This window comes from Methyloceanibacter sp. (genome assembly GCF_058506495.1).
Map to the genome: position 1 here is coordinate 14,328 of NZ_JBZMXT010000009.1, position 17,708 is coordinate 32,035.

A 17,708-nucleotide genomic window follows, 5' to 3' on the forward strand; every position below is an offset into this window, starting at 1 on the left:
AGCCCAATCGATCCGCGCCCAGTTGCTCGCACATCACGGCGACATAGTCGGAGCGATGTCGAGCAGGTAGATGCCGGCCAAGCCTGCGGCGCCGATCACGACAAGATAGTAGATCATGGGCCATATGGTCTTCCGGATCAGAAGCCCTTCCTTACCCACAAGACCCACCGTGGCTGCGGCGGCGACCACGTTGTGGACGCAGATCATGTTTCCGGCCGCCGCGCCGACAGCCTGGAGCCCGACGACGATTGTGGGGCTGATGCCAATATTGTCCGCGACGTCGAACTGAAACAGAGAAAACATCATGTTGGACACGGTGTTGGAACCGGCCAGGAACGCGCCGAGAGCACCGATGACACCAGCGAAGGCCGGCCAAGCCCCACCTGCGACGTTCGACACGACGTTCGCAAGCTCGATGGGCATGCCTTCTAGGCCAGCGGCGTTGACATTCGAAGCGATGAAGACGCGAACGGTCGGAACAGCGAAACCGAGCGCGATGCTCACAGAGAGCATGGTAACGGCGGTCTCCTTCCAGGCAGCCGCGTATTCGCGCGCGGACATCCGGAAAATGGCCCAGGCTGCGAGCGTGGTCAGGAAGAAGATGAAACCAGGCAGGTAGAGCCACTGAATACTGGCGGAGATGCCGTTCTCACCGAACCAGTCCCAAAGCCAATCGAGGCTGCTGGTCACAGCTGGGCTGGTCATCCAGCCCTCGAACGGCAGAAAGTCTACGCGAGTAATCACCAGCAGCGCCGCAACGATGACGTAGGGCGACCAGGCGGCCACCATCCCTATATGCGCTTCAGTCTCTGGACCTGCGCGGTCTTGATCTTGACCGGAACCGAACCACTCGGGCTCCCACTCGCTCTTCGGCGGAAAGTCCCAGGACTCCCTCGGCATAAATAAGCCTGCGCGAGCTGCTGGAACCACGATGGCAAGGGCAATCAGCCCGCCCAAGAGAGAGGGAAACTGCGGACCCATGAGATAGGCGACCGCCAGGTAGGGAAGAATAAATGCGAGCGCCGCAAAGATCGCAAACGGCCATACTTCGAGGCCCTTCCTGAGGGAGCGCTCCTCGCCGAAAAACTTGGTCAGGAATGCGCACATGATTAGGGGAATTAGGATCCCGGCGATCGCATGGAAAGTCGCGGCGGTGTAGCCGACGACCTCCAAATAGCTAAAGGGGATGACCCCCGCCTCGGTGACGGCGTAGTTGTTGTCGGTTAGGAACGCGTCCACGATGGGTGAGCCGGCCAGGCCCGCTTTGATGCCTACCAGAATGGGCGTGCCCACTGCGCCGAAGGTCACCGGCGTAGACTGGATGATCAGTGTAACCATAACGGCGGCAAAGGCGGGGAAGCCCATGACCACTAGCAGCGGCGCGGCGATTGCAGCCGGTGTGCCGAAACCCGAGGCGCCTTCAATGAAGCTCCCGAACAGCCAGGCGATAATGATGCACTGAACGCGGCGGTCAGGGCTTATGCGCCGGAACCCCTCTCGAATAGTGTTCACGGCGCCGCTGTGGCGGATGGTGTTTAGCAACAGAATCGCGCCGAACACGATGTACAGCAGCGTAAAAGCAATGATGAGGCCTTGCACCGAAGCGGCGAAAAATCGATTCGCGCTCATGTCCCAATAGGTCAGGGCCACGATCCCGGTGATAACCCAGGCGATCGGCATGGCCCGTGTAGCCGGCCAGCGGAACGCCACGAGCAACAAGGCGATTGCCAAAATGGGTGTTAATGCAAGCCAGGCTGCCATTGGGGCTCTCTAATTCGCTAGATCGATATCGAATGGAGGGCAAAGGTTAGGGACAAACAAGCAGGCCCTTCCCGGCGAGCTTGTCCGACCGAATCTTTAGCGCTGTTTCGGTGATGTATGGCAATCCCCCCTTGTCCGTATTTACCCGCGTGGCGCGCACGCAAACAATACCGATAGCACGCTCGCTCGCGCCGGACCGTTACAGCTGCCGATCCGCAACAGTGATGCCTGCCCTACCCGGTTCGCTGCTGCGGAGGATGCGTGTTGACAAATCACGGCATGGACCTGCCTTGGCGGGGATATGACGCCAAAGATATGGGTCGACCAAGGGCGCCTGCGCTCGCCGCAACGCCTGAACGGTGAGCGCAACATTAGAATCATTTCAAATATAAGCTAAAGTCTGGAGGCGTTCTAAACTATTATTAGAATAAATCCAAATATAGGTGCTTACATGCAACACCTTAGATGAAATTAAGTCATCATATATATTCGAATTGACCTGAAAATTACCCCAACTATGCTGGCTTTATCTTCAACGCTGATAAGAGCAATCGGTTATGACGACAACTGGCCAGCCATGCGCCAACCCGTGTGCGAAGGGCAAAGCCGGCGGCTGCACCGGGGCGTGCGCCGTCGATTTTCTTGGCGCAGCTACCGAAGTCACAAGCGCTCAGGTGAGCGAAGGCAAGACGAGGTCGTCAAACATTGCGGGCGCAAAGCTCAGCAATGCCGCCCGCTAGGGCGCATCACAGGCGTCTACTGATCGGCGATCGACTTGTAGTAGCTCTGCGCTCGCTCGAGATTATCTCCAGGCTTCTTCATGAAGTCCGATCTGGCCGCATCATCACCAAAGCAATATGTCTTCCCCTGATAGATTGCATTGGTGGAGCAGTCTGTCTGCATCTTCACACCCCCAACTGGCGCCATGGCGCATAGATCTCCAAACTCGCCGGCGGCGGCGAAGCAGTTGGTTGAAAGGCCGAGCGTGAAGACGCCCGCAAGGAAGCCACCAACGTTTCGAGTGCTCACAGAAACCTCCATCCCAAAGCTGTTTGGCCGGTCACGCGTTCGACGATCCGACCTTTACCGCGTGATCGTTACGGTGGCATTCGGGGCAAGCCATAGAAGACGCTCATCTCGCTCGAAGCAGGCGGCCTGAAGATAAGCGACGATGTCTGACTTCCACGGTTCGTCCAGGTCCTTGAATTCAATCTGTAGACAGAACGAAAGATACTGATCCCTCTCAGCCTCGTTGCCGGCATCGAACAAGCGGGTCAGGTCATGAGGCGTTGGGTCGAACTCCACCGTGGCGGCAATACCGTTTGCTCGCAGGCCGATAACCAATTCCGCGCTTGAGAACGCATGATCCGGCCCCGGAGGACGATCGCGTTTGAAATACGGATTGAACAAGCGATACATAGGATGATCGCCAAAGGGCCCTTGCAGAAAAGCGATAATCTTGCCGTTCGGCTTCAGAGACTGTCGCGCAAGCGCCACGCAGGCAATGGGTTCGGCCATCCAGTAGAGTGAGTGAGAGAAAAGGACCAGGTCGAAGGTGCCTGGGATCACATAGTCCGTATCGAAGGCTGCCTCATCCAACTCGCAGTCAATGCCAAGCTCGGACAGGCTGACGCGTAGTTCTGACGTATGGGCGGGGTTGGGCTCAATCGCAAAATAGCGCCCCGGCTTGCGGCGGGTCTGCGCGAGCCAATCGCGGACCACCATGCCTGTGCCGGCGCCAATGTCCAGACATAAAAAGTCATCGGGCAGCGATTCCGCGACATCCACCAATCTTCTGATCATCGCGGGGTACTCGAACGAGCGCGAAACAAAGACCGCGAATGTCTCTGCATAACGGCGGGCGTTCAAAGTCGCGACGGGGACTTCGGCTGTCATCCAAGGGCTCGCTTCAGCTAGGTAAGGCAGTCAGCGCACCAGCGCTGAACAAGGAGTCAGAACACCAAATTGGCATATTGGCCACTGGAGAGCGAGCTGCCGTCTTTTGAAATTGGCGCGACAACGGTAAAAGGGCTGCGCCGTCGACGACAAGTTCTTGCGTCCGTCCGGCCATTTCATAGACCAGTCATCGGGAAAGTACCCTATTTGTGAACACTGCCTCCGCCGCCAAGAGCAAGAAGCGCCGGCTCATCCTCGCTGGGCTGATCGGCAACGTGATGGAATGGTACGACTTCGCCCTCTACGGCTATTTTGCCGCCGTCATTGCGCCTCTATTTTTCCCAGCGTCGTCGCCGTCAGGTTCGCTCAGCGCAGCATTTGGCGCATTTGCAGCCGGCTTTTTAGTCCGCCCGTTCGGCGGCGTGTTGTTCGGCCGGATCGGCGATCTCATTGGTCGCCGGCGAGCCCTCAATCTGTCCGTTCTGGCCATGGCTGTCCCTACGGTCCTGATCGGCTTCTTGCCAACCTACGATGCTATCGGCATCGCCGCCCCATTGTTGCTTGTCGCGTTGCGCATCGTGCAAGGACTGTCGGTCGGCGGCGAGTATACGTGCTCACTGGTTTTTCTGGCGGAGAACGCGGCACCGCAAAGGCGTGCCCGGGCCGCGATGTGGGGCATGTGGGGAGGCACCGCAGGCATTTTGCTCGGATCGGGGGTGGGCGCGTTGGTTGCGCTCGTCGTAAGTGCCGATCAATTGTCGAGTTGGGGCTGGCGAATTCCCTTCGTTTTGGGCGCCGTGGTTGCCTTCGCCGGGATACTGATCCGGCGCGCCATCGATGTCGAGCCGGTACGGAGTCACGAGCATCGTCCCGTGCAACAGGCACTCACAACGCATTTGGGCGCCGTCATTCGCGTTGCTTTGCTCAATGTCGCTCTGGGCGTCGGCTTCTATACCGCCTTTGTCTACGCAGTCACGTATATTCGAGACGTGGATCACCTCAGCGAGTCCCTGGCTCTCGATCTCAACACGCTGAGCATGGCTATTCTTCTTCTTATTCTTCCGATCACCGCGACATTGGCTGACCGGATCGGGCGAAAGCCCTTAATTGTCGCGGGATGCGCGATGCTAACTTTCGGGGCGGTTCCGTTCTTTTGGTTGATGCATCACCAGGACGCCGCGGTGATCTTTCTTGGTGAACTCGGCTTTGTTGTCGCTATCGGAACTCTGGCAGGCGGTCTTCCAGCCGCCAATGTTGAACTAATCCCGGAACCCGTGCGGTGCACAGGGCTGTCCCTGGCGTACAATACGTCCGTCGGCTGGTTTGGCGGTACGACACCGCTGATTGCAACCTGGCTGATCGCACAGACCGGCGATCCCATCTCCCCCGCCTATTGGGTCATGCTCGCGGGCAGCGTATCGCTATTCACCGCGATCTTCCTGCTGCACGAGACGAAGCCTTCAGCGGGCGAGGAGGCGTCGCCCGCATCGACGACCAGCTAGACCAGCCAAGTCCTACGTCAACGGTCCGTGGTCCGCTGACTCGTGTTTCTCATTCAATTACCGAGACGACGACAGGGAACCCATCGACACCGTTCGATCCGGATCACGAGAGTGGAGTAGCAGAAGCGACAGAGGGGAGATTGCCCGGCCGCAATGTGTTACGCTCCATGCTGGCTAGGACAGGGAGGAAACCGAGCCATGAGGATCATTACAGGACTTGCAGTTTTCGTTTTTGTCGCGTTTGCCGCGACGGTGACATTCCAAACACCGGCGGACGCCCGACCTGGCGTTGGAAAACGCGTCGGTAACGGCGTCAACGTGGCAACACGCGGCGTCTATCGAGGCGTCCGTGGCGCCGGACGCGGTGTTTACAGAGGCGTGCGGGGCGCCGGGCGTGGCGTCTACCGGGGCGCTCGCTGGGGAACACGCGCCCTCTGGGTCGGCACCGGCGTTGGCGCAGGCGCAGCGGCCATGACCCGTAATTGCAACTACTATCGCAAGCGTTACGAGGAGACCCGCGCCGCGAAATGGCGCAACAGGTACTACTCCTGCATTCGCTGACTGAAGGTCGCGCCCCGCATCCCGGGGCGCGTCCCTTGTTTGGTCATAGGTAACCCCGATGCATATGGATCGGCCTGTTTTCGTATTCGGCTCAGACCTTGCTGGGCAACACGACAGCGGCGACGCGCTCGTCGCGCTTCAAACCCGAGGCGCGGTCTACGGGCAAGGGAGTGGACCGCAGGGTGGCGCATATGCAATCCCCACAAGAGAGAGAACAGGGGAGCCACGTCCGCGTCACGAAATCGCTGAGAGCGTGAGCGCCTTTCTAAGCTTCACCCGCATGCGCCCCTGGGCGCTATTCAATGTTGCCCCAGTGGGTTGTGGCGCTGCGGGCTACGGCGCGGAGGAGATTGCTCCGATGTTCGCAGCCGCACCGCACAACGTCACATTGCCCAAAGACTTTGAAGACGTGTTGTCGCGAAGAACTCTCGGCAAGACGCAAGGAGCACAGAAATCATGAGCCGACTGTCGAGTGTCGGTATCGTCACAGCGATCGTCCTCAGTGGCTTGATCGGCCTTGGGGGAGAACCTGCGTTGGCAAAAAAAGTCGGCGCAAGCGAAGCTGCCAAAGTGCAAAAGCAGAAAAAGCCCGCTACTCCAAGGAAGTGCCAACGCGGTCCAGTGCCGCCCTTTATGCGCAACCCGCGTTACATGAATCGCGGCTTCATCAAACGAAGATGCTAGGGGCGACGAAAGCCCAGATTAAATCTTCGCAAGGGCCTCTTCGTCCCACCTGCGCCGCACGGCTAAGACACTGAGCAACATGAGCTAACTTGAGCAGCCGTTCGAAAGCTCCTGGCTCGCTTCCGGCGCGTTGTCATGAACCTCGTATTGAAAGTTGGGTGGCAATCCCAATGTAGTTGCAACGGGGGACATGAATCGCGAAGGAAACGAAGATGGAAAGCGATAAGTCCCAATATCGAGGCTACGAGATCCGGCTCCGTCAGGAGTGGTCGAATTGGTGCGCAAACATTGTTCCGACTCGGGACGATCTTCCCATGATCACCATGTCGCCACTGCGGACGCTGGCGCCCTCTCCCGAGGGAGCACTCGCTGCGGCCAAACAGAATGTCGACGAGTATCTCGGGGTAGAGCTTGAACGAAGAGTCGCTTAAGCAGCACCCTCTTGTGTTGCCGCGCGCCGCACTAAACGTGCTCTACTTCGAGAGGAGCGCATATGCGGCATAGCACAGCGTGACGGCGAGTAGCGGCCGGAGCAGCCAGTCTGGCGCGACACCGGCAAGGCGCGTGCCCAACAGGATGCCGGGTATCGACCCAATAAGAAGTGCCGCAAGGATGCCAAAGTCGACGTGGCCTAGCCCAAGGTGCCCCGCACCAGCGACGAGCGTCAACGGAACAGCGTGGGCAATATCCGATCCGACAATGCGTTTCGCCGGCAATGCCGGAAACAGCAGCGCGAGCATCACAACACCGATAGCGCCGGCCCCGACCGATGTCAGCGTAACGAGAAAACCGAGAGCAGCGCCAAATAGAACCGTCACTCCGGCCCGTCTTGGCGTTACTCCGTTAGGGTCCCAATTCCCGTTCGCATGGGACTTCATCATTATTGGATACAGCACGATGGCCAGCGCGCTCACAGGCAACGCGAATGCAAGACCGTAGCGGATCCAAGAAGCCATCGCTTCGGTGTCCAGCGGCACGTAGGCAATCACGGCAAGCAGAATGATTGCTGCAGGTAAAGAGCCGGCTGCGAGCTGCAGCACGATCGGCCAGTCGACATTCTCTTGCACGTGATGCCGCCAACCGCCGACTGTCTTCGTCGCCGCTGCATACAGCAGGTCCGTACCCACAGCGATGGTCGGCGGAACGCCGAAACTCGAGATCAGCAGTGGCGTCATCAGGGCGCCGCCTCCGACGCCCGTGAGTCCCACGAGGAAGCCGACGCCGAATCCGGCGCCAACCAGTGGCAGCAGGGCAACAACCCCGCTGAGATCAAGCATATATGAGGGCCTCCCCCGACTTATCCAGCACGATCAGAATCCGAAGGGATTCGATGGCCCCTTTTAACGATCCGTCTCAATCAGCACAGGAACGCCGGCCGACCGTAGCAGAATTGCAACCTCCTGGGCGCGCCGTTCGTATTCGGCCTTATCTTCAGGAGTATCGCCAAGGTCGGCGCAAAGGCCAGCCAACCGAGCCTGATCCAGCACCAAGACATTTTCTCCCGCGGAGGCCGCCCCCGACTGCACCCAAGTAATCACACCGCCAGCGACGGTCGCTCCATCCAACGCATTGACGAGCACAAAGTTTCCGGTCAACCGAAGGTCGCTGAACAGGTCCAATGCCGTAGACCGCCCGAGCAGAATGCGACAATCGGCAATGTCATTCATGCTGCACCCATGCGCCTGGGTCGAGGAAAGCGTCTCAAAGTCAATCAGCGATGAGACGCTCATCGACGTTACCGGTGTCAGGTCGGTTGCCGAACGCAACAAGTAACCGGCCTCGGGATCGAACGGCTTCTCCGACATCCAGACCAGCCGCGCTTCAAGTACATCCGCGTTTGTGGGCCGCCGCTGCGTTTCCGTGAGCACCGCGCCGCGCGAGATATCAAGATCAGTATCAAGCACGAGCGTGACCGCATCTCCGGTTGATGCACTTTCTAGGTCGCCGTCCATTGTTGTGATGCGCTGCAATGTTGCGCCGAGGCCGCTTCGTGCGTCCACCACAGGGTCGCCGACGTGGATTGTGCCGGAAGTCACCGTGCCAGCATAACCGCGAAAATCGTTCTCCGCCCGCAGAACCATCTGCACCGGCAAACGAAATGGCGCATCCACAGGCTCGGTCTTGGCTTCGACGCTCTCAAGATACTCAAGCAGCGTCGGGCCCCCATACCAAGGCATCTCATCGGACCGCGCAACGACATTAGCGCCAGTCAGGGCTGCGACAGGGATGGACGAGATCTCCGCGAAGCTGAAATTGCTCGCGAGGGAACGGAAGTCAATCTCGATCTCACGGTAGCGGTCTTCGGACCAGTCGATCTGGTCCATCTTGTTGACGGCGAGAACAACTTTCTTGATCCCGACGAGGTCGCAGATAGCGGCATGCCTCCGCGTCTGGCGTTTCACGCCATGGCGCGCGTCAACGAGCAAGATGGCGATGTCGGCGTGCGACGCGCCGGTGGCCATGTTGCGTGTGTATTGTTCATGCCCGGGAGAGTCGATGATGACAAAGCGCCGACGCTCGGTCTCGAAATAACGCCACGCGATATCGATCGTGATTCCTTGCTCGCGCTCGGCCACGAGCCCGTCCAATAGCAGCGAAAAGTCGATACGCTCTCCGTTGACGGCGCGCGCGTGCGAAGCATTCATGATCTGGGCGCGCTGATCGTCCGTGACACCAGCAGCGTCCCACAGCAACCGGCCGATCAACGTTGACTTCCCGTCGTCGACGGAACCGCAGGTCAGTAGCCGCAACATGGCTTCCGACGTGTCGCCCGGTTGAGCGGCTGGCCGTAACGACCGTTCCTCTGAGAGCGCTGCTAGCGTCATTAGAAGTACCCCTCGCGCTTCTTCATCTCCATCGCGCCCGCCTCGTCGTGGTCGATCAGTCGACCGGCCCGCTCTGAGACACGGGCATCCAAGGTCTCAGCTACAACCGACTCAAGATCGGTCGCCTCCGATTCGATTGCTGCAGTAAGCGGGTAGCACCCAAGCGTCCTGAAGCGGACCTTGCGCATGACGGGCTGTTCGCCAGGCTTAAGTGGCATACGCTCGTCGTCGACCATCAAGATCTGGCCGTCGCGCTCTACCGTTGGCCGTTCCTCGGCGAAGTAGAGCGGCACAACTTCCAGATTCTCCAGCGTGATGTAGCGCCAGATATCCGCCTCTGTCCAATTGGACATAGGGAACACACGAACCGTCTCGTCTTTGCCAAGACGGCCGTTGAGAAGCTGCCACATTTCTGGTCGCTGGAGGCGCGGGTCCCAGCTGTGTCCGCTGGCGCGAAACGAGAAAACCCGCTCTTTTGCGCGCGACGCCTCCTCATCTCGACGAGCACCGCCGAAGGCCGCATCGAAGCCGCCATTGTCGAGTGCGGTTCGAAGAGCCTGTGTCTTCATGATGTCGGTGTAGACCGACGGCGCATAGTCGAAGGGGTTGATGTTCTTCGATGCGCCGTCGTGATTCGTGTGAACAATCAGATCCAGTCCCATCTCCGAAACGGTTCGATCACGAAACGCGATCATCTCGCGGAACTTCCAGGTCGTGTCTACATGGAGCAATGGGAAGGGCAGCTTGGCAGGCCAAAACGCTTTCCGCGCCAGATGCAGCAGGACCGTTGAGTCCTTCCCAATCGAGTACAGCAGGACAGGCGTTCGAAACTGCGCAGCTGCCTCACGAAAAATATGAATGCTCTCGGCTTCGAGCAGCTTGAGGTGAGACGTCAAAGCGGTCATGCAGCTTTCTCCCCTTGCGCGACTGATTCCGCCGATGTCTCGGACCCGGCAACATGCAGTCCGCATTCCTTCCTATCTTCGCTCTCCCACCACCAACGTCCCGCGCGTGGGTCTTCCCCTGGCTCGATCGCACGGGTGCAAGGCGCACAACCTATCGAGACGAAGCCTTGCGCATGTAGTGGATTGACCACCACACCATTGGCATCGATGTAGTCGTTCAGGCGCTCATCGGACCAATCGGCGAGAGGATTGATTTTGATGAGTCCGCGTTCTGCGTCCCATTCGGCCATCGGAACGTCGGCGCGGGCCTGGGATTGCTCGCGCCGCAGCCCGGCGATCCAACCCTGCGCGCCTTCCAAGGCCCGATTCAAGGGCCGGACTTTACGGATCTCGCAGCAGCTCTTGCGATTGTCGATGGACTGACGAAAACCGAACACGCCGTCGCGCGATACAAGCTCCTCAACCTCGCGGGCATCGGGAGAGACTAGACGGATACGTATCCGGTATCGAAGCTCCGAAAGTTCGATGGTCTCCAAGACTTCCGGGAACAGACGGCCTGTATCGAGTGTGAATATATCGAAGTCGGCTCCTGCCTTGACCACTCCCGACTTGGCAATGGCCTGCAGGATCACCTGGTCCTCGAGACCGGCACTCGTCGAAAACGCTACACGGCCCTCGATATGCTCGGCAGTCAACTTGATACGCTCGATGAGATCGTCTGTCGCAGCGAGCGCGCGACCGAGTTCAACAGCAGCCTCGGAAGATGCGTTCCATCGCAATGGCAACGGGTTCCGTGCCGACGGTTGGTAGCTACGGCCGATGAGCGAAAGGGTCTTCCTCCACGTCTCGGCTGCGTCGCGATCGGCAATCTCAGCCGTGTCGAAGCCCGACCGAAGCAGAAACTGCGACTGGTCCGGAATAAGCGATCCGACCGCACGAATTTCGCCAGCAAAACCGAGTCGATCACGAAGTATGCGGGCCAGACTAAATCCGCGCCCATCTGCAAAGGTCGGGAACAAGATAGCGACGGGACCCGCGTTGCCGCCCGCCGCAGTCGCCAAGGCATCGTGATCCGCTGATGGCTCCAACACAGTCGCGGGCTCCTCTGGTTCCGCAACCAGCGCGCCTGTTCCTAAATCAACGAGCACCATAAAGGGCCTCCTTAAACGGCGCGGGCCCGACACGGCGCCAGGTGTCGAGGAAGTTCTCTCCCTCGCGACGATTCTCGACATAGGTGTCGACAATCGTGTCGATTGCTTCGGGAACGTTTTCGGCTCGGAACCCGGGACCGATGATCTTACCTACAGAGGCATCATCCTTCGGGCTACCGCCGAGCGTGATCTGATAAAGCTCCGTACCCTTCTTATCGACTCCGAGAATGCCGATATTCCCTGAGTGGTGGTGGCCGCAAGCATTTATGCAACCCGACATGTTCACGCGGATTTTGCCAATCTCTGTCTGCCTCTCGGGGTCCTCGAATTTCTTCGCGATCTCCTTCGCAATCGGGATCGAACGGGCATTGGCGAGGTTGCAGTAGTCAAGCCCCGGGCAACAGATCATATCGCCCAGCAGTTCATTGTTGCCCGTCGCGAGCCCTGCCCCGGCTAGAGCATCGTAGATCGCCGGAACATCGGCCAGCGCCGCGTGCGGCAGAACGAGGTTCTGCGTGTAGTTCACGCGAACTTCATTGTGACCGAAGCGCTCGGCAAGGTCTGCCACGAAATCCATCGCATCGGACGAGGCATCGCCGGGCGTGCGCCCCGGTTCCTTCAACGACACAACGACAGAAGCGTATCCCGGCACCCGATGAGGCAGAACATTGTTCCGATACCAGTTTGCAAAGCGCGGGTCGCTTTCGCGGCGCGCGGCTAGCGCCTCGTCGCGGGGAGCCTGTTCTGGAAGCTCGGGGGGCGCAAAGTAGGAAGCGATCCGGCGAAGCTCATCCTCAGGAAGATCGATTGCAGCCTTATTCGTGGCATTCCAGTCCGCCTCGACTTCCTCGCGGAACTTGTCGATACCCATCGCGTTGACGAGGATTTTGATGCGAGCCTTATAGATGTTGTCCCGGCGCCCATGCAGATTGTAGACGCGCAGAATGGAGTCGACATAGGAGAGCAGGTGTTCCTTGGGCAAAAACTCCCGGATCACTTGGCCCACATAGGGCGTGCGCCCCATGCCGCCGCCAACCAGCACGCGAAAGCCATTCTCTCCGTTTGGACCCCGGACCAGGCGTAGACCAATATCGTGAAAGGCAGTAGCCGCACGATCCTCCGCGGCCCCCGATACCGCAATCTTGAATTTGCGGGGTAGCCAGTTGAATTCCGGATGTAGTGTTGACCACTGACGCAGGATTTCACACCAGACACGCGGATCCTCAAGCTCATCATTTGCCGCAGCAGCATAAGGGTCAGACGTTACGTTCCGCACGCAGTTGCCACTGGTCTGGATGCAGTGCATCTCGACCTCGGCCAGTGCGGCGAGCACGTCCGGGACGTCAACCAGCTTTATCCAGTTGAACTGCAAATTTTGACGAGTCGTGAAGTGTCCATAGCCACGATCCCATCTGCGGCCAATCATAGCGAGTTGACGCAGCTGGCGCGGGGACAACTGACCATAAGGGATCGCGATACGCAGCATATACGCATGAAGCTGCAGGTACAGGCCGTTGCGCAGGCGCAAAGGACGAAACTGTTCTTCCGTTAGTTCGCCGCTCAGTCGCCGTGCGACCTGATCTCGGAACTCCGCCACACGTTCGTTGACGAAGGCGTGGTCAAACTCATCATAGCGGTACATCGTACCAATCCTCTGTCAGCGTCGTGCGATGGGATGCGCGGATGCGTTCCCGTACGGAAATGGGATCGACGGTGCCGTCTTCCTTAATCTCGATCGGCATTGGGTAAACGCCGACGACGATCCGGTCCTGGACCGCAATCTCTGCAGCGGACTCCAGCACCTTGAGCTCGTCATCGGTTTCAGCTCGGGCTGCGTCGGCAATACTCTCCGTCCACGCACCTTTCGGTGCGAGATAGACGACGATGCCGTCGTTCAAACGATTGGCGGTAACGACACTAGGCATAGGCACGTACGACCTCCTCTTGTGCCAGAACCGTTTCGATGTCCCCTGCGGCCGGAAGCCCGGCAACTTCGCCAAAGACGAGTACTGCCGGACTGCTTAGCCCAAGTCGTTCCGGGTCATTGGCGAGCGTGGAAATGGTCGTAGCGAGACGACGCTCATCGGGTCGGCTGGCGTTTTCGACGGCGATCACGGGTAGCCCTTCGCGGAACCCAGCATCCAGCAAGCGCCGTGCAATCACAGCGCTGGTGGTCACGCCCATATAGACGACCAACGTGTTGTTACCTGACGCCAAGGCCCGCAGATCCAAATGCTCGAAGCTCGGCGCCACGCCGCCAGCTTCGTGTCCCGACACAAAGGTCACGCTGTGCGAGACGTCACGGTGGGTCAGCGGAACCTGCAGACTGGCCGATGCCGCCGCACCCGCTGTGATGCCCGGGACGACGTCAATCGGAACCGCTGCCGCCCGCAATGCGTCGAGCTCCTCGCCGCCACGGCCGAAGATAAAGGGATCGCCGCCCTTGAGACGAACCACCGTCTTCCCGGCCTTCGCATGCGCGACCAGCAAGTCGTTGATCTCCGTTTGAGGCACGCTATGAGCGCCCTTTGCCTTGCCGACGGAAATCAGTTTAGCTTCGCGGCGCGCCAGTTCCAGGACACCCTGACCGACCAGTTTGTCGTAGAAGACAACATCGGCGGCCTTGAGCGCGCGGATGGCCTTCATGGTGAGAAGGTCTGGATCGCCAGGACCAGCGCCGACGAGGATCACGCGACCTCGCGGCGCCACAGATTCACGCTCGTGCTCTGAGGCGGCGCGCGCGATCTCCAGATCGATCAGCCTCCGCGCTGCATCTTCGTCTCCATGAAGCACAGCGTCAGCGGCCGGACCGCCGAAGACCGCCTCCCAAAAATGGCGTCGTCCGGGCCCTTCCGGCAAAGCTGCCGCCACACGCTCCCGAAAGGAGCCCGCAAATTTGGCAAGCTCACCGAGTCTCGGATGCAGCTCGTGCTCGAGCCAGGTCCTTAGGCGTTGCGCCAAAACCGGGGCTGCTGCGGATGTCCCTATCGCGACGGTGACTTCGCCGCGATCGACAATCGCAGGCAGCGCGGCCGTGCACAGCGGTGGCCGATCAGGAACATTGACGGGAACTCCCAGCGCGTGTGCGATCTCCGCGACGCGCTCGTCCTCTCGGTCGTCCTCTGTAGCGGAAATCACGAGCGGTCGGCCCTGAATCTGATCCACTCTGGGCTCTGCTGGCTGCCGCACGACTTTGCCGACCTCGGCAAGCTTAGAAAGCTCCAGCCCTAACTCCTCAGCGGCGATATCAACGCGCTGAGCCCGCTTCAGCAGCAAACGCGTCTTGATAGCCGCAAGATGGCCTCCGCCGACAACAAGCGGCGGTTTGCGATCAAAGCTCACAAAGATGGGGAAGGTTCGCATCAACCAGAGGTTCCTGTGGCAACTTGGCCTTCGCCAAGTTCGTTGAGACTTTCCGGCGCAAGCTCGACTTCAAGCCCATCAAGTTCAGGCGTCATAATCAGCTGGCACGACAACCGCGAGCGTTGCTCATCGACGGAAAAGGCGCCGTCGAGCATTTCTGTTTCTTCGTCGGTGGGCGGGACGAGCTTGCCAACCCAACCCTCGGCCACCCAGACGTGGCAAGTGGCGCAAGCGCAGGCTCCGCCGCACTCCGCCTTGATGGGGAGCCCCCAATCGCGGATGACCTCCATCACGCGCCACCCCTCCATAGCCTCGAGGCGGTGCGTGGAGCCATCAGGCAGACGCACATTGATGAACATGTCTCAACCCACCTTCCCAACCGGCGTCACGGTTCATGAGAGAACGGCTCGTGTACTTGGCTGAGGCTCATCCCACAAGTCCGCAAAGCTCCACATCGTGAACACTCATCATGGCGCCGGACGGCCGTACAAAACCGGTCGCGCTCCCTGCCGCGCGCTCCATGTCAAAGCCGGCCCGAAACAACGCGTATTTGCAGTCTTACAAAAAATCATTCTACGAAAAATGTCCATGCTGCGCATTGAGTGCAATATTGTTTCTCTTAAGGCCGATTAAGAGAATTTTTCTTCTTACGCCTGGCGGCATTGCGAACAGATTCTCTGTCGGTGACGTCAGCCGAAAAACTGTTCCTTTCCAACAGCTCTCGTGAGCAATTACCGCTGAAGCCGTTGAAGAATAGCCACAACAATTGTTTGCAGCTTCGGACCTGGCTGCTAAGTGCTTTTTTGAGGCAGCGCTTCGCTGAGAACTGGCTTCCGCATGCTAGGGGTCTGATAGTCTTGTCGATATTTCAGCGACGCATTTTGGGGGAGTACGCGTGACGACGCAGGACGCCGACCAGAACACGGAGCAAGACATTGAAATCGAGAACGCGGCCCGCGACCGACATCAGTTGCGCACCCTGGCCGTCGCGATTACGTCATTGTCCGTAGTTCTGTTATCCGTTGTCGTAGCCATCATCTATGTGATCCCTTTGAACCGCATCTGGTTCCTGAGCTTCCCTGTCGGCTTTTACCTGTTGGCTCAGGGGCTTATCCTCTTCGCCGTCTTCGTCACATTTTGGTATGTGCGCGCCCAAGAGCGAATTGACCTGACCCGCAGCATGAACGAGGAGATCACGTAGGGGATGGCACTTCAGTCGCGCCAGCGCACGCCAAATCCGCATCTCGGCGCCTATTACGGCATTGTCGCCAGCGCGTTCGTCTCCCTCGCCGTCCTGTTGGCCATGGCAGAGCAGCTGGGCTGGCGTGATGCGTCAATTGCGCGGCTCATGATCCTGGTGCCGATGGTTCTTTACATCGCCATCGCTGTTGCAGCGCGGACGCTTTACATCGAAGACTTCTTCGCCTCAGGCCGCCGGGTCCCGCAGGTTTACAACGCCTTTGTTATGGCGGCGATTACCGTCGGCGGTACGGGATTCTTCGCTTACACGGGCGCACTATTTTTCGTTGGGTTCGACGGCTTGGCAATCGGCCTCGGCTGGGTCTGTGGCTCGTTACTCGCCGCCGTACTATTCGTACCGTATTTGCGACGTGTCGGCGCATACACGCTCCCCGCCTTTTTCGGAGTCCGATTCCGATCACCACTGACGCGCATGGTTGCCAGCGCGCTCCAGATCGCGCCAACGTTCTTGCTGCTCGCTGCTGAAGCCACAATCGCTGCGATGGTCATTTCGATCTTCCTGCCCACTGCTTACTGGCTAGCCGTGCTGATCGTTATTTTGTTCATCGCAACGACGGGAATCTTGGGCGGCATGCGTTCACTGACCTGGACAGGAAGCGCTCAGTTCATCACCGGCAGCCTTGGTCTGGCTATTCCCCTGACGGTCATTGCGGTTGTTCTGACCAACTTGCCGGCCCCACAATTCACCTATGGCGCGCTACTTGATTCATTGGCGAATGCCGAGGTGGCGGCGGGGGTCCAGACGGATGAGCCAAGTGACATCCGAGGCTTGCCTGGCAGCGAACCGACGGCCGCCATAACGCCGTTTCTAAGTGTGTTCAGCGCAACTTCGGAGGCGGGCTTCTTTGCGTTGTTCTTCTGTTTTGCGCTTGGCACAGCTGCACTGCCCAGCCTCCTGACCCGAAGCGGGGTGACCGCGTCTGTCGCCGACCAGCGCCGATCCTCGGCGTGGACGGTTTTGCTTGTGGCTCTATTCGCGATCACGGCGCCCGGGCTCGTCGTGTTCACTAAAGTCCTGATGTTTGGGGACCTCGTTCTGATGCCGACGCAGGGTCTGCCATCCTGGTTCAACGCACTAAGCGAGCTTGAGATAGTTCGTGCTGCCGACTTGGACGGCGACGGCTCGATAGGCGTCGGCGATTTGCTGGTCGCGCGAGACGGAATTGCACTCGCTCTGCCCACACTGGCGTCACTGCCTTACATTTTGACCGCGGTCATGGCCGCAGCCGGACTCGCGATCGCACTCGCGGCGTCTGGCTCTCATCTCTTCACATTGGGTGCGAGCTTGGCCGAGGATCTTTACGGCTCTCTCGATCCGCAGCCAATCATCCTGCCGCGGCTTCTGCTGGCCTGGGGTGTTATCGGCGTGGTCGCGTTAATCATGGCGGCATATCTGTTGGTTGCGGATGTGGATGCCCTAAGTTACGCGGTGACTGCGTTCGCTCTCGCAGCTGCGACTTTTTTCCCGGCTGTTTTCCTATCAACCTGGTGGAAACGTTGCAGCGCCTGGGGCGTTATCGCAAGCCTGTCGATTGGTTTCGGCCTCATGCTTCTAAGTCTAATGGCTGGAGGGCTTGTCGGAATCGCTGATACGGCTGCAGGAATAGCGGGGTCAAGTCTTGTTTCTGCCCTACTGGCCGTACTGGCGGGCATTGGTGTGAGTCTCTACGGACCAGCGGCCAAGTCTGCAGATAAAGATTTTTTCGAGGCGATACGCCGCCCGGATGGCGAAACCCTTTACGATAAGGCAGAGGCACAAGCCTCAGCCGCGCAGCGTAAGGCAGAGTAACGAGTTCATTT

Annotated in this window: 18 protein-coding genes; 7 read left to right on the forward strand and 11 right to left on the reverse strand. The window is 59.1% G+C overall.

All coding sequences use genetic code 11. From position 1 onward, the window contains the following. Window positions 1–33 precede the first annotated feature (33 nt). From AC33YF_RS03505 to AC33YF_RS03515, 3 genes are all read right to left on the reverse strand, one after another. A complete protein-coding gene (locus tag AC33YF_RS03505) occupies window positions 34–1,761 on the reverse strand; it encodes an L-lactate permease (RefSeq protein ID WP_491775813.1) in 1,728 nt (575 codons plus the stop codon). A gap of 756 nt (window positions 1,762–2,517) precedes the next feature. After that, entirely contained in the window at window positions 2,518–2,790 is a 273-nt protein-coding gene (locus tag AC33YF_RS03510; RefSeq protein WP_491775814.1) for a hypothetical protein, read from the reverse strand. A gap of 54 nt (window positions 2,791–2,844) precedes the next feature. After that, window positions 2,845–3,657, reverse strand: a complete 813-nt coding sequence (locus AC33YF_RS03515) for a class I SAM-dependent methyltransferase (protein WP_491775815.1) — start codon at window positions 3,655–3,657, stop codon at window positions 2,845–2,847. Between the two features lie 209 nt (window positions 3,658–3,866). Here AC33YF_RS03515 and AC33YF_RS03520 point away from each other — a divergent pair, with 209 nt between their 5' ends. The 5 genes from AC33YF_RS03520 (at window position 3,867) to AC33YF_RS03540 (ending at window position 6,835) form a co-directional block, all read left to right on the forward strand. Beyond that, entirely contained in the window at window positions 3,867–5,159 is a 1,293-nt protein-coding gene (locus AC33YF_RS03520) for an MFS transporter (protein ID WP_491775816.1), read from the forward strand. Between the two features lie 198 nt (window positions 5,160–5,357). Continuing rightward, window positions 5,358–5,720 (forward strand): hypothetical protein, encoded by a 363-nt coding sequence (locus tag AC33YF_RS03525; protein ID WP_491775817.1) that lies wholly within the window; start codon window positions 5,358–5,360, stop codon window positions 5,718–5,720. Window positions 5,721–5,784: 64 nt separating this feature from the next. Beyond that, window positions 5,785–6,180 (forward strand): A1S_2505 family phage non-structural protein, encoded by a 396-nt coding sequence (locus AC33YF_RS03530; RefSeq protein ID WP_491775818.1) that lies wholly within the window; start codon window positions 5,785–5,787, stop codon window positions 6,178–6,180. Continuing rightward, entirely contained in the window at window positions 6,177–6,404 is a 228-nt protein-coding gene (locus tag AC33YF_RS03535; RefSeq protein ID WP_491775819.1) for a hypothetical protein, read from the forward strand. Before AC33YF_RS03530 ends, AC33YF_RS03535 begins: the two co-directional genes overlap by 4 nt. Window positions 6,405–6,616: 212 nt before the next feature. Next, the gene (locus AC33YF_RS03540) at window positions 6,617–6,835 is read left to right on the forward strand and encodes a hypothetical protein (RefSeq protein WP_491775820.1); all 219 of its coding nucleotides are present in this window, start codon (window positions 6,617–6,619) and stop codon (window positions 6,833–6,835) included. Between the two features lie 42 nt (window positions 6,836–6,877). Here AC33YF_RS03540 and AC33YF_RS03545 read toward each other — a convergent pair whose 3' ends face one another. From AC33YF_RS03545 to AC33YF_RS03580, 8 genes are all read right to left on the reverse strand, one after another. Then, window positions 6,878–7,681: a sulfite exporter TauE/SafE family protein gene (locus tag AC33YF_RS03545; protein WP_491775821.1), complete on the reverse strand. Its 804-nt coding sequence runs from the start codon at window positions 7,679–7,681 to the stop codon at window positions 6,878–6,880. Between the two features lie 63 nt (window positions 7,682–7,744). Next, the gene (locus tag AC33YF_RS03550) at window positions 7,745–9,229 is read right to left on the reverse strand and encodes a sulfate adenylyltransferase subunit 1 (RefSeq protein WP_491775822.1); all 1,485 of its coding nucleotides are present in this window, start codon (window positions 9,227–9,229) and stop codon (window positions 7,745–7,747) included. After that, the gene (gene cysD / locus AC33YF_RS03555; RefSeq protein ID WP_491775823.1) at window positions 9,229–10,134 is read right to left on the reverse strand and encodes a sulfate adenylyltransferase subunit CysD; all 906 of its coding nucleotides are present in this window, start codon (window positions 10,132–10,134) and stop codon (window positions 9,229–9,231) included. Before cysD ends, AC33YF_RS03550 begins: the two co-directional genes overlap by 1 nt. Beyond that, window positions 10,131–11,285, reverse strand: coding sequence for a phosphoadenylyl-sulfate reductase (locus AC33YF_RS03560; protein ID WP_491775824.1), 1,155 nt, complete (start codon window positions 11,283–11,285; stop codon window positions 10,131–10,133). Before AC33YF_RS03560 ends, cysD begins: the two co-directional genes overlap by 4 nt. Continuing rightward, window positions 11,272–12,927 carry a nitrite/sulfite reductase gene (locus tag AC33YF_RS03565; RefSeq protein WP_491775825.1) on the reverse strand — a complete coding sequence of 552 codons (1,656 nt, stop codon included), beginning with the start codon at window positions 12,925–12,927 and terminating at the stop codon, window positions 11,272–11,274. Before AC33YF_RS03565 ends, AC33YF_RS03560 begins: the two co-directional genes overlap by 14 nt. After that, on the reverse strand, window positions 12,914–13,210 hold the full coding sequence (locus tag AC33YF_RS03570; RefSeq protein WP_491775847.1) for a DUF2849 domain-containing protein: 297 nt from the start codon (window positions 13,208–13,210) through the stop codon (window positions 12,914–12,916). The genes AC33YF_RS03565 and AC33YF_RS03570 overlap by 14 nt, the downstream gene beginning before the upstream one ends. Next, window positions 13,203–14,648 carry a siroheme synthase CysG gene (gene cysG, locus AC33YF_RS03575; RefSeq protein ID WP_491775826.1) on the reverse strand — a complete coding sequence of 482 codons (1,446 nt, stop codon included), beginning with the start codon at window positions 14,646–14,648 and terminating at the stop codon, window positions 13,203–13,205. The genes AC33YF_RS03570 and cysG overlap by 8 nt, the downstream gene beginning before the upstream one ends. Continuing rightward, on the reverse strand, window positions 14,648–15,007 hold the full coding sequence (locus AC33YF_RS03580) for a 2Fe-2S iron-sulfur cluster-binding protein (RefSeq protein WP_491775827.1): 360 nt from the start codon (window positions 15,005–15,007) through the stop codon (window positions 14,648–14,650). The genes cysG and AC33YF_RS03580 overlap by 1 nt, the downstream gene beginning before the upstream one ends. Before the next feature lie 536 nt (window positions 15,008–15,543). Between AC33YF_RS03580 and AC33YF_RS03585 the strand changes: the two genes are divergently transcribed. Together AC33YF_RS03585 and AC33YF_RS03590 are read left to right on the forward strand one after the other, a co-directional pair. Then, window positions 15,544–15,849, forward strand: coding sequence for a DUF4212 domain-containing protein (locus AC33YF_RS03585; protein ID WP_491775828.1), 306 nt, complete (start codon window positions 15,544–15,546; stop codon window positions 15,847–15,849). Window positions 15,850–15,852: 3 nt separating this feature from the next. Further along, window positions 15,853–17,697 carry a solute symporter family protein gene (locus AC33YF_RS03590; protein WP_491775829.1) on the forward strand — a complete coding sequence of 615 codons (1,845 nt, stop codon included), beginning with the start codon at window positions 15,853–15,855 and terminating at the stop codon, window positions 17,695–17,697. The last annotated feature ends 11 nt before the right edge of the window (window positions 17,698–17,708 follow it).

Coding starts and splice junctions, on each gene's coding strand:
- AC33YF_RS03505 (WP_491775813.1), bottom strand. CDS start 1,761: ATGGCAGCCTGGCTTGCATTAACACCCATTTTGGCAATCGCCTTGTTG.
- AC33YF_RS03515 (WP_491775815.1), bottom strand. CDS start 3,657: ATGACAGCCGAAGTCCCCGTCGCGACTTTGAACGCCCGCCGTTATGCA.
- AC33YF_RS03525 (WP_491775817.1), top strand. CDS start 5,358: ATGAGGATCATTACAGGACTTGCAGTTTTCGTTTTTGTCGCGTTTGCC.
- AC33YF_RS03530 (WP_491775818.1), top strand. CDS start 5,785: ATGGATCGGCCTGTTTTCGTATTCGGCTCAGACCTTGCTGGGCAACAC.
- AC33YF_RS03535 (WP_491775819.1), top strand. CDS start 6,177: ATGAGCCGACTGTCGAGTGTCGGTATCGTCACAGCGATCGTCCTCAGT.
- AC33YF_RS03540 (WP_491775820.1), top strand. CDS start 6,617: ATGGAAAGCGATAAGTCCCAATATCGAGGCTACGAGATCCGGCTCCGT.
- AC33YF_RS03545 (WP_491775821.1), bottom strand. CDS start 7,681: ATGCTTGATCTCAGCGGGGTTGTTGCCCTGCTGCCACTGGTTGGCGCC.
- AC33YF_RS03550 (WP_491775822.1), bottom strand. CDS start 9,229: ATGACGCTAGCAGCGCTCTCAGAGGAACGGTCGTTACGGCCAGCCGCT.
- cysD (WP_491775823.1), bottom strand. CDS start 10,134: ATGACCGCTTTGACGTCTCACCTCAAGCTGCTCGAAGCCGAGAGCATT.
- AC33YF_RS03560 (WP_491775824.1), bottom strand. CDS start 11,285: ATGGTGCTCGTTGATTTAGGAACAGGCGCGCTGGTTGCGGAACCAGAG.
- AC33YF_RS03565 (WP_491775825.1), bottom strand. CDS start 12,927: ATGTACCGCTATGATGAGTTTGACCACGCCTTCGTCAACGAACGTGTG.
- AC33YF_RS03570 (WP_491775847.1), bottom strand. CDS start 13,210: ATGCCTAGTGTCGTTACCGCCAATCGTTTGAACGACGGCATCGTCGTC.
- cysG (WP_491775826.1), bottom strand. CDS start 14,648: ATGCGAACCTTCCCCATCTTTGTGAGCTTTGATCGCAAACCGCCGCTT.
- AC33YF_RS03580 (WP_491775827.1), bottom strand. CDS start 15,007: ATGTTCATCAATGTGCGTCTGCCTGATGGCTCCACGCACCGCCTCGAG.
- AC33YF_RS03590 (WP_491775829.1), top strand. CDS start 15,853: ATGGCACTTCAGTCGCGCCAGCGCACGCCAAATCCGCATCTCGGCGCC.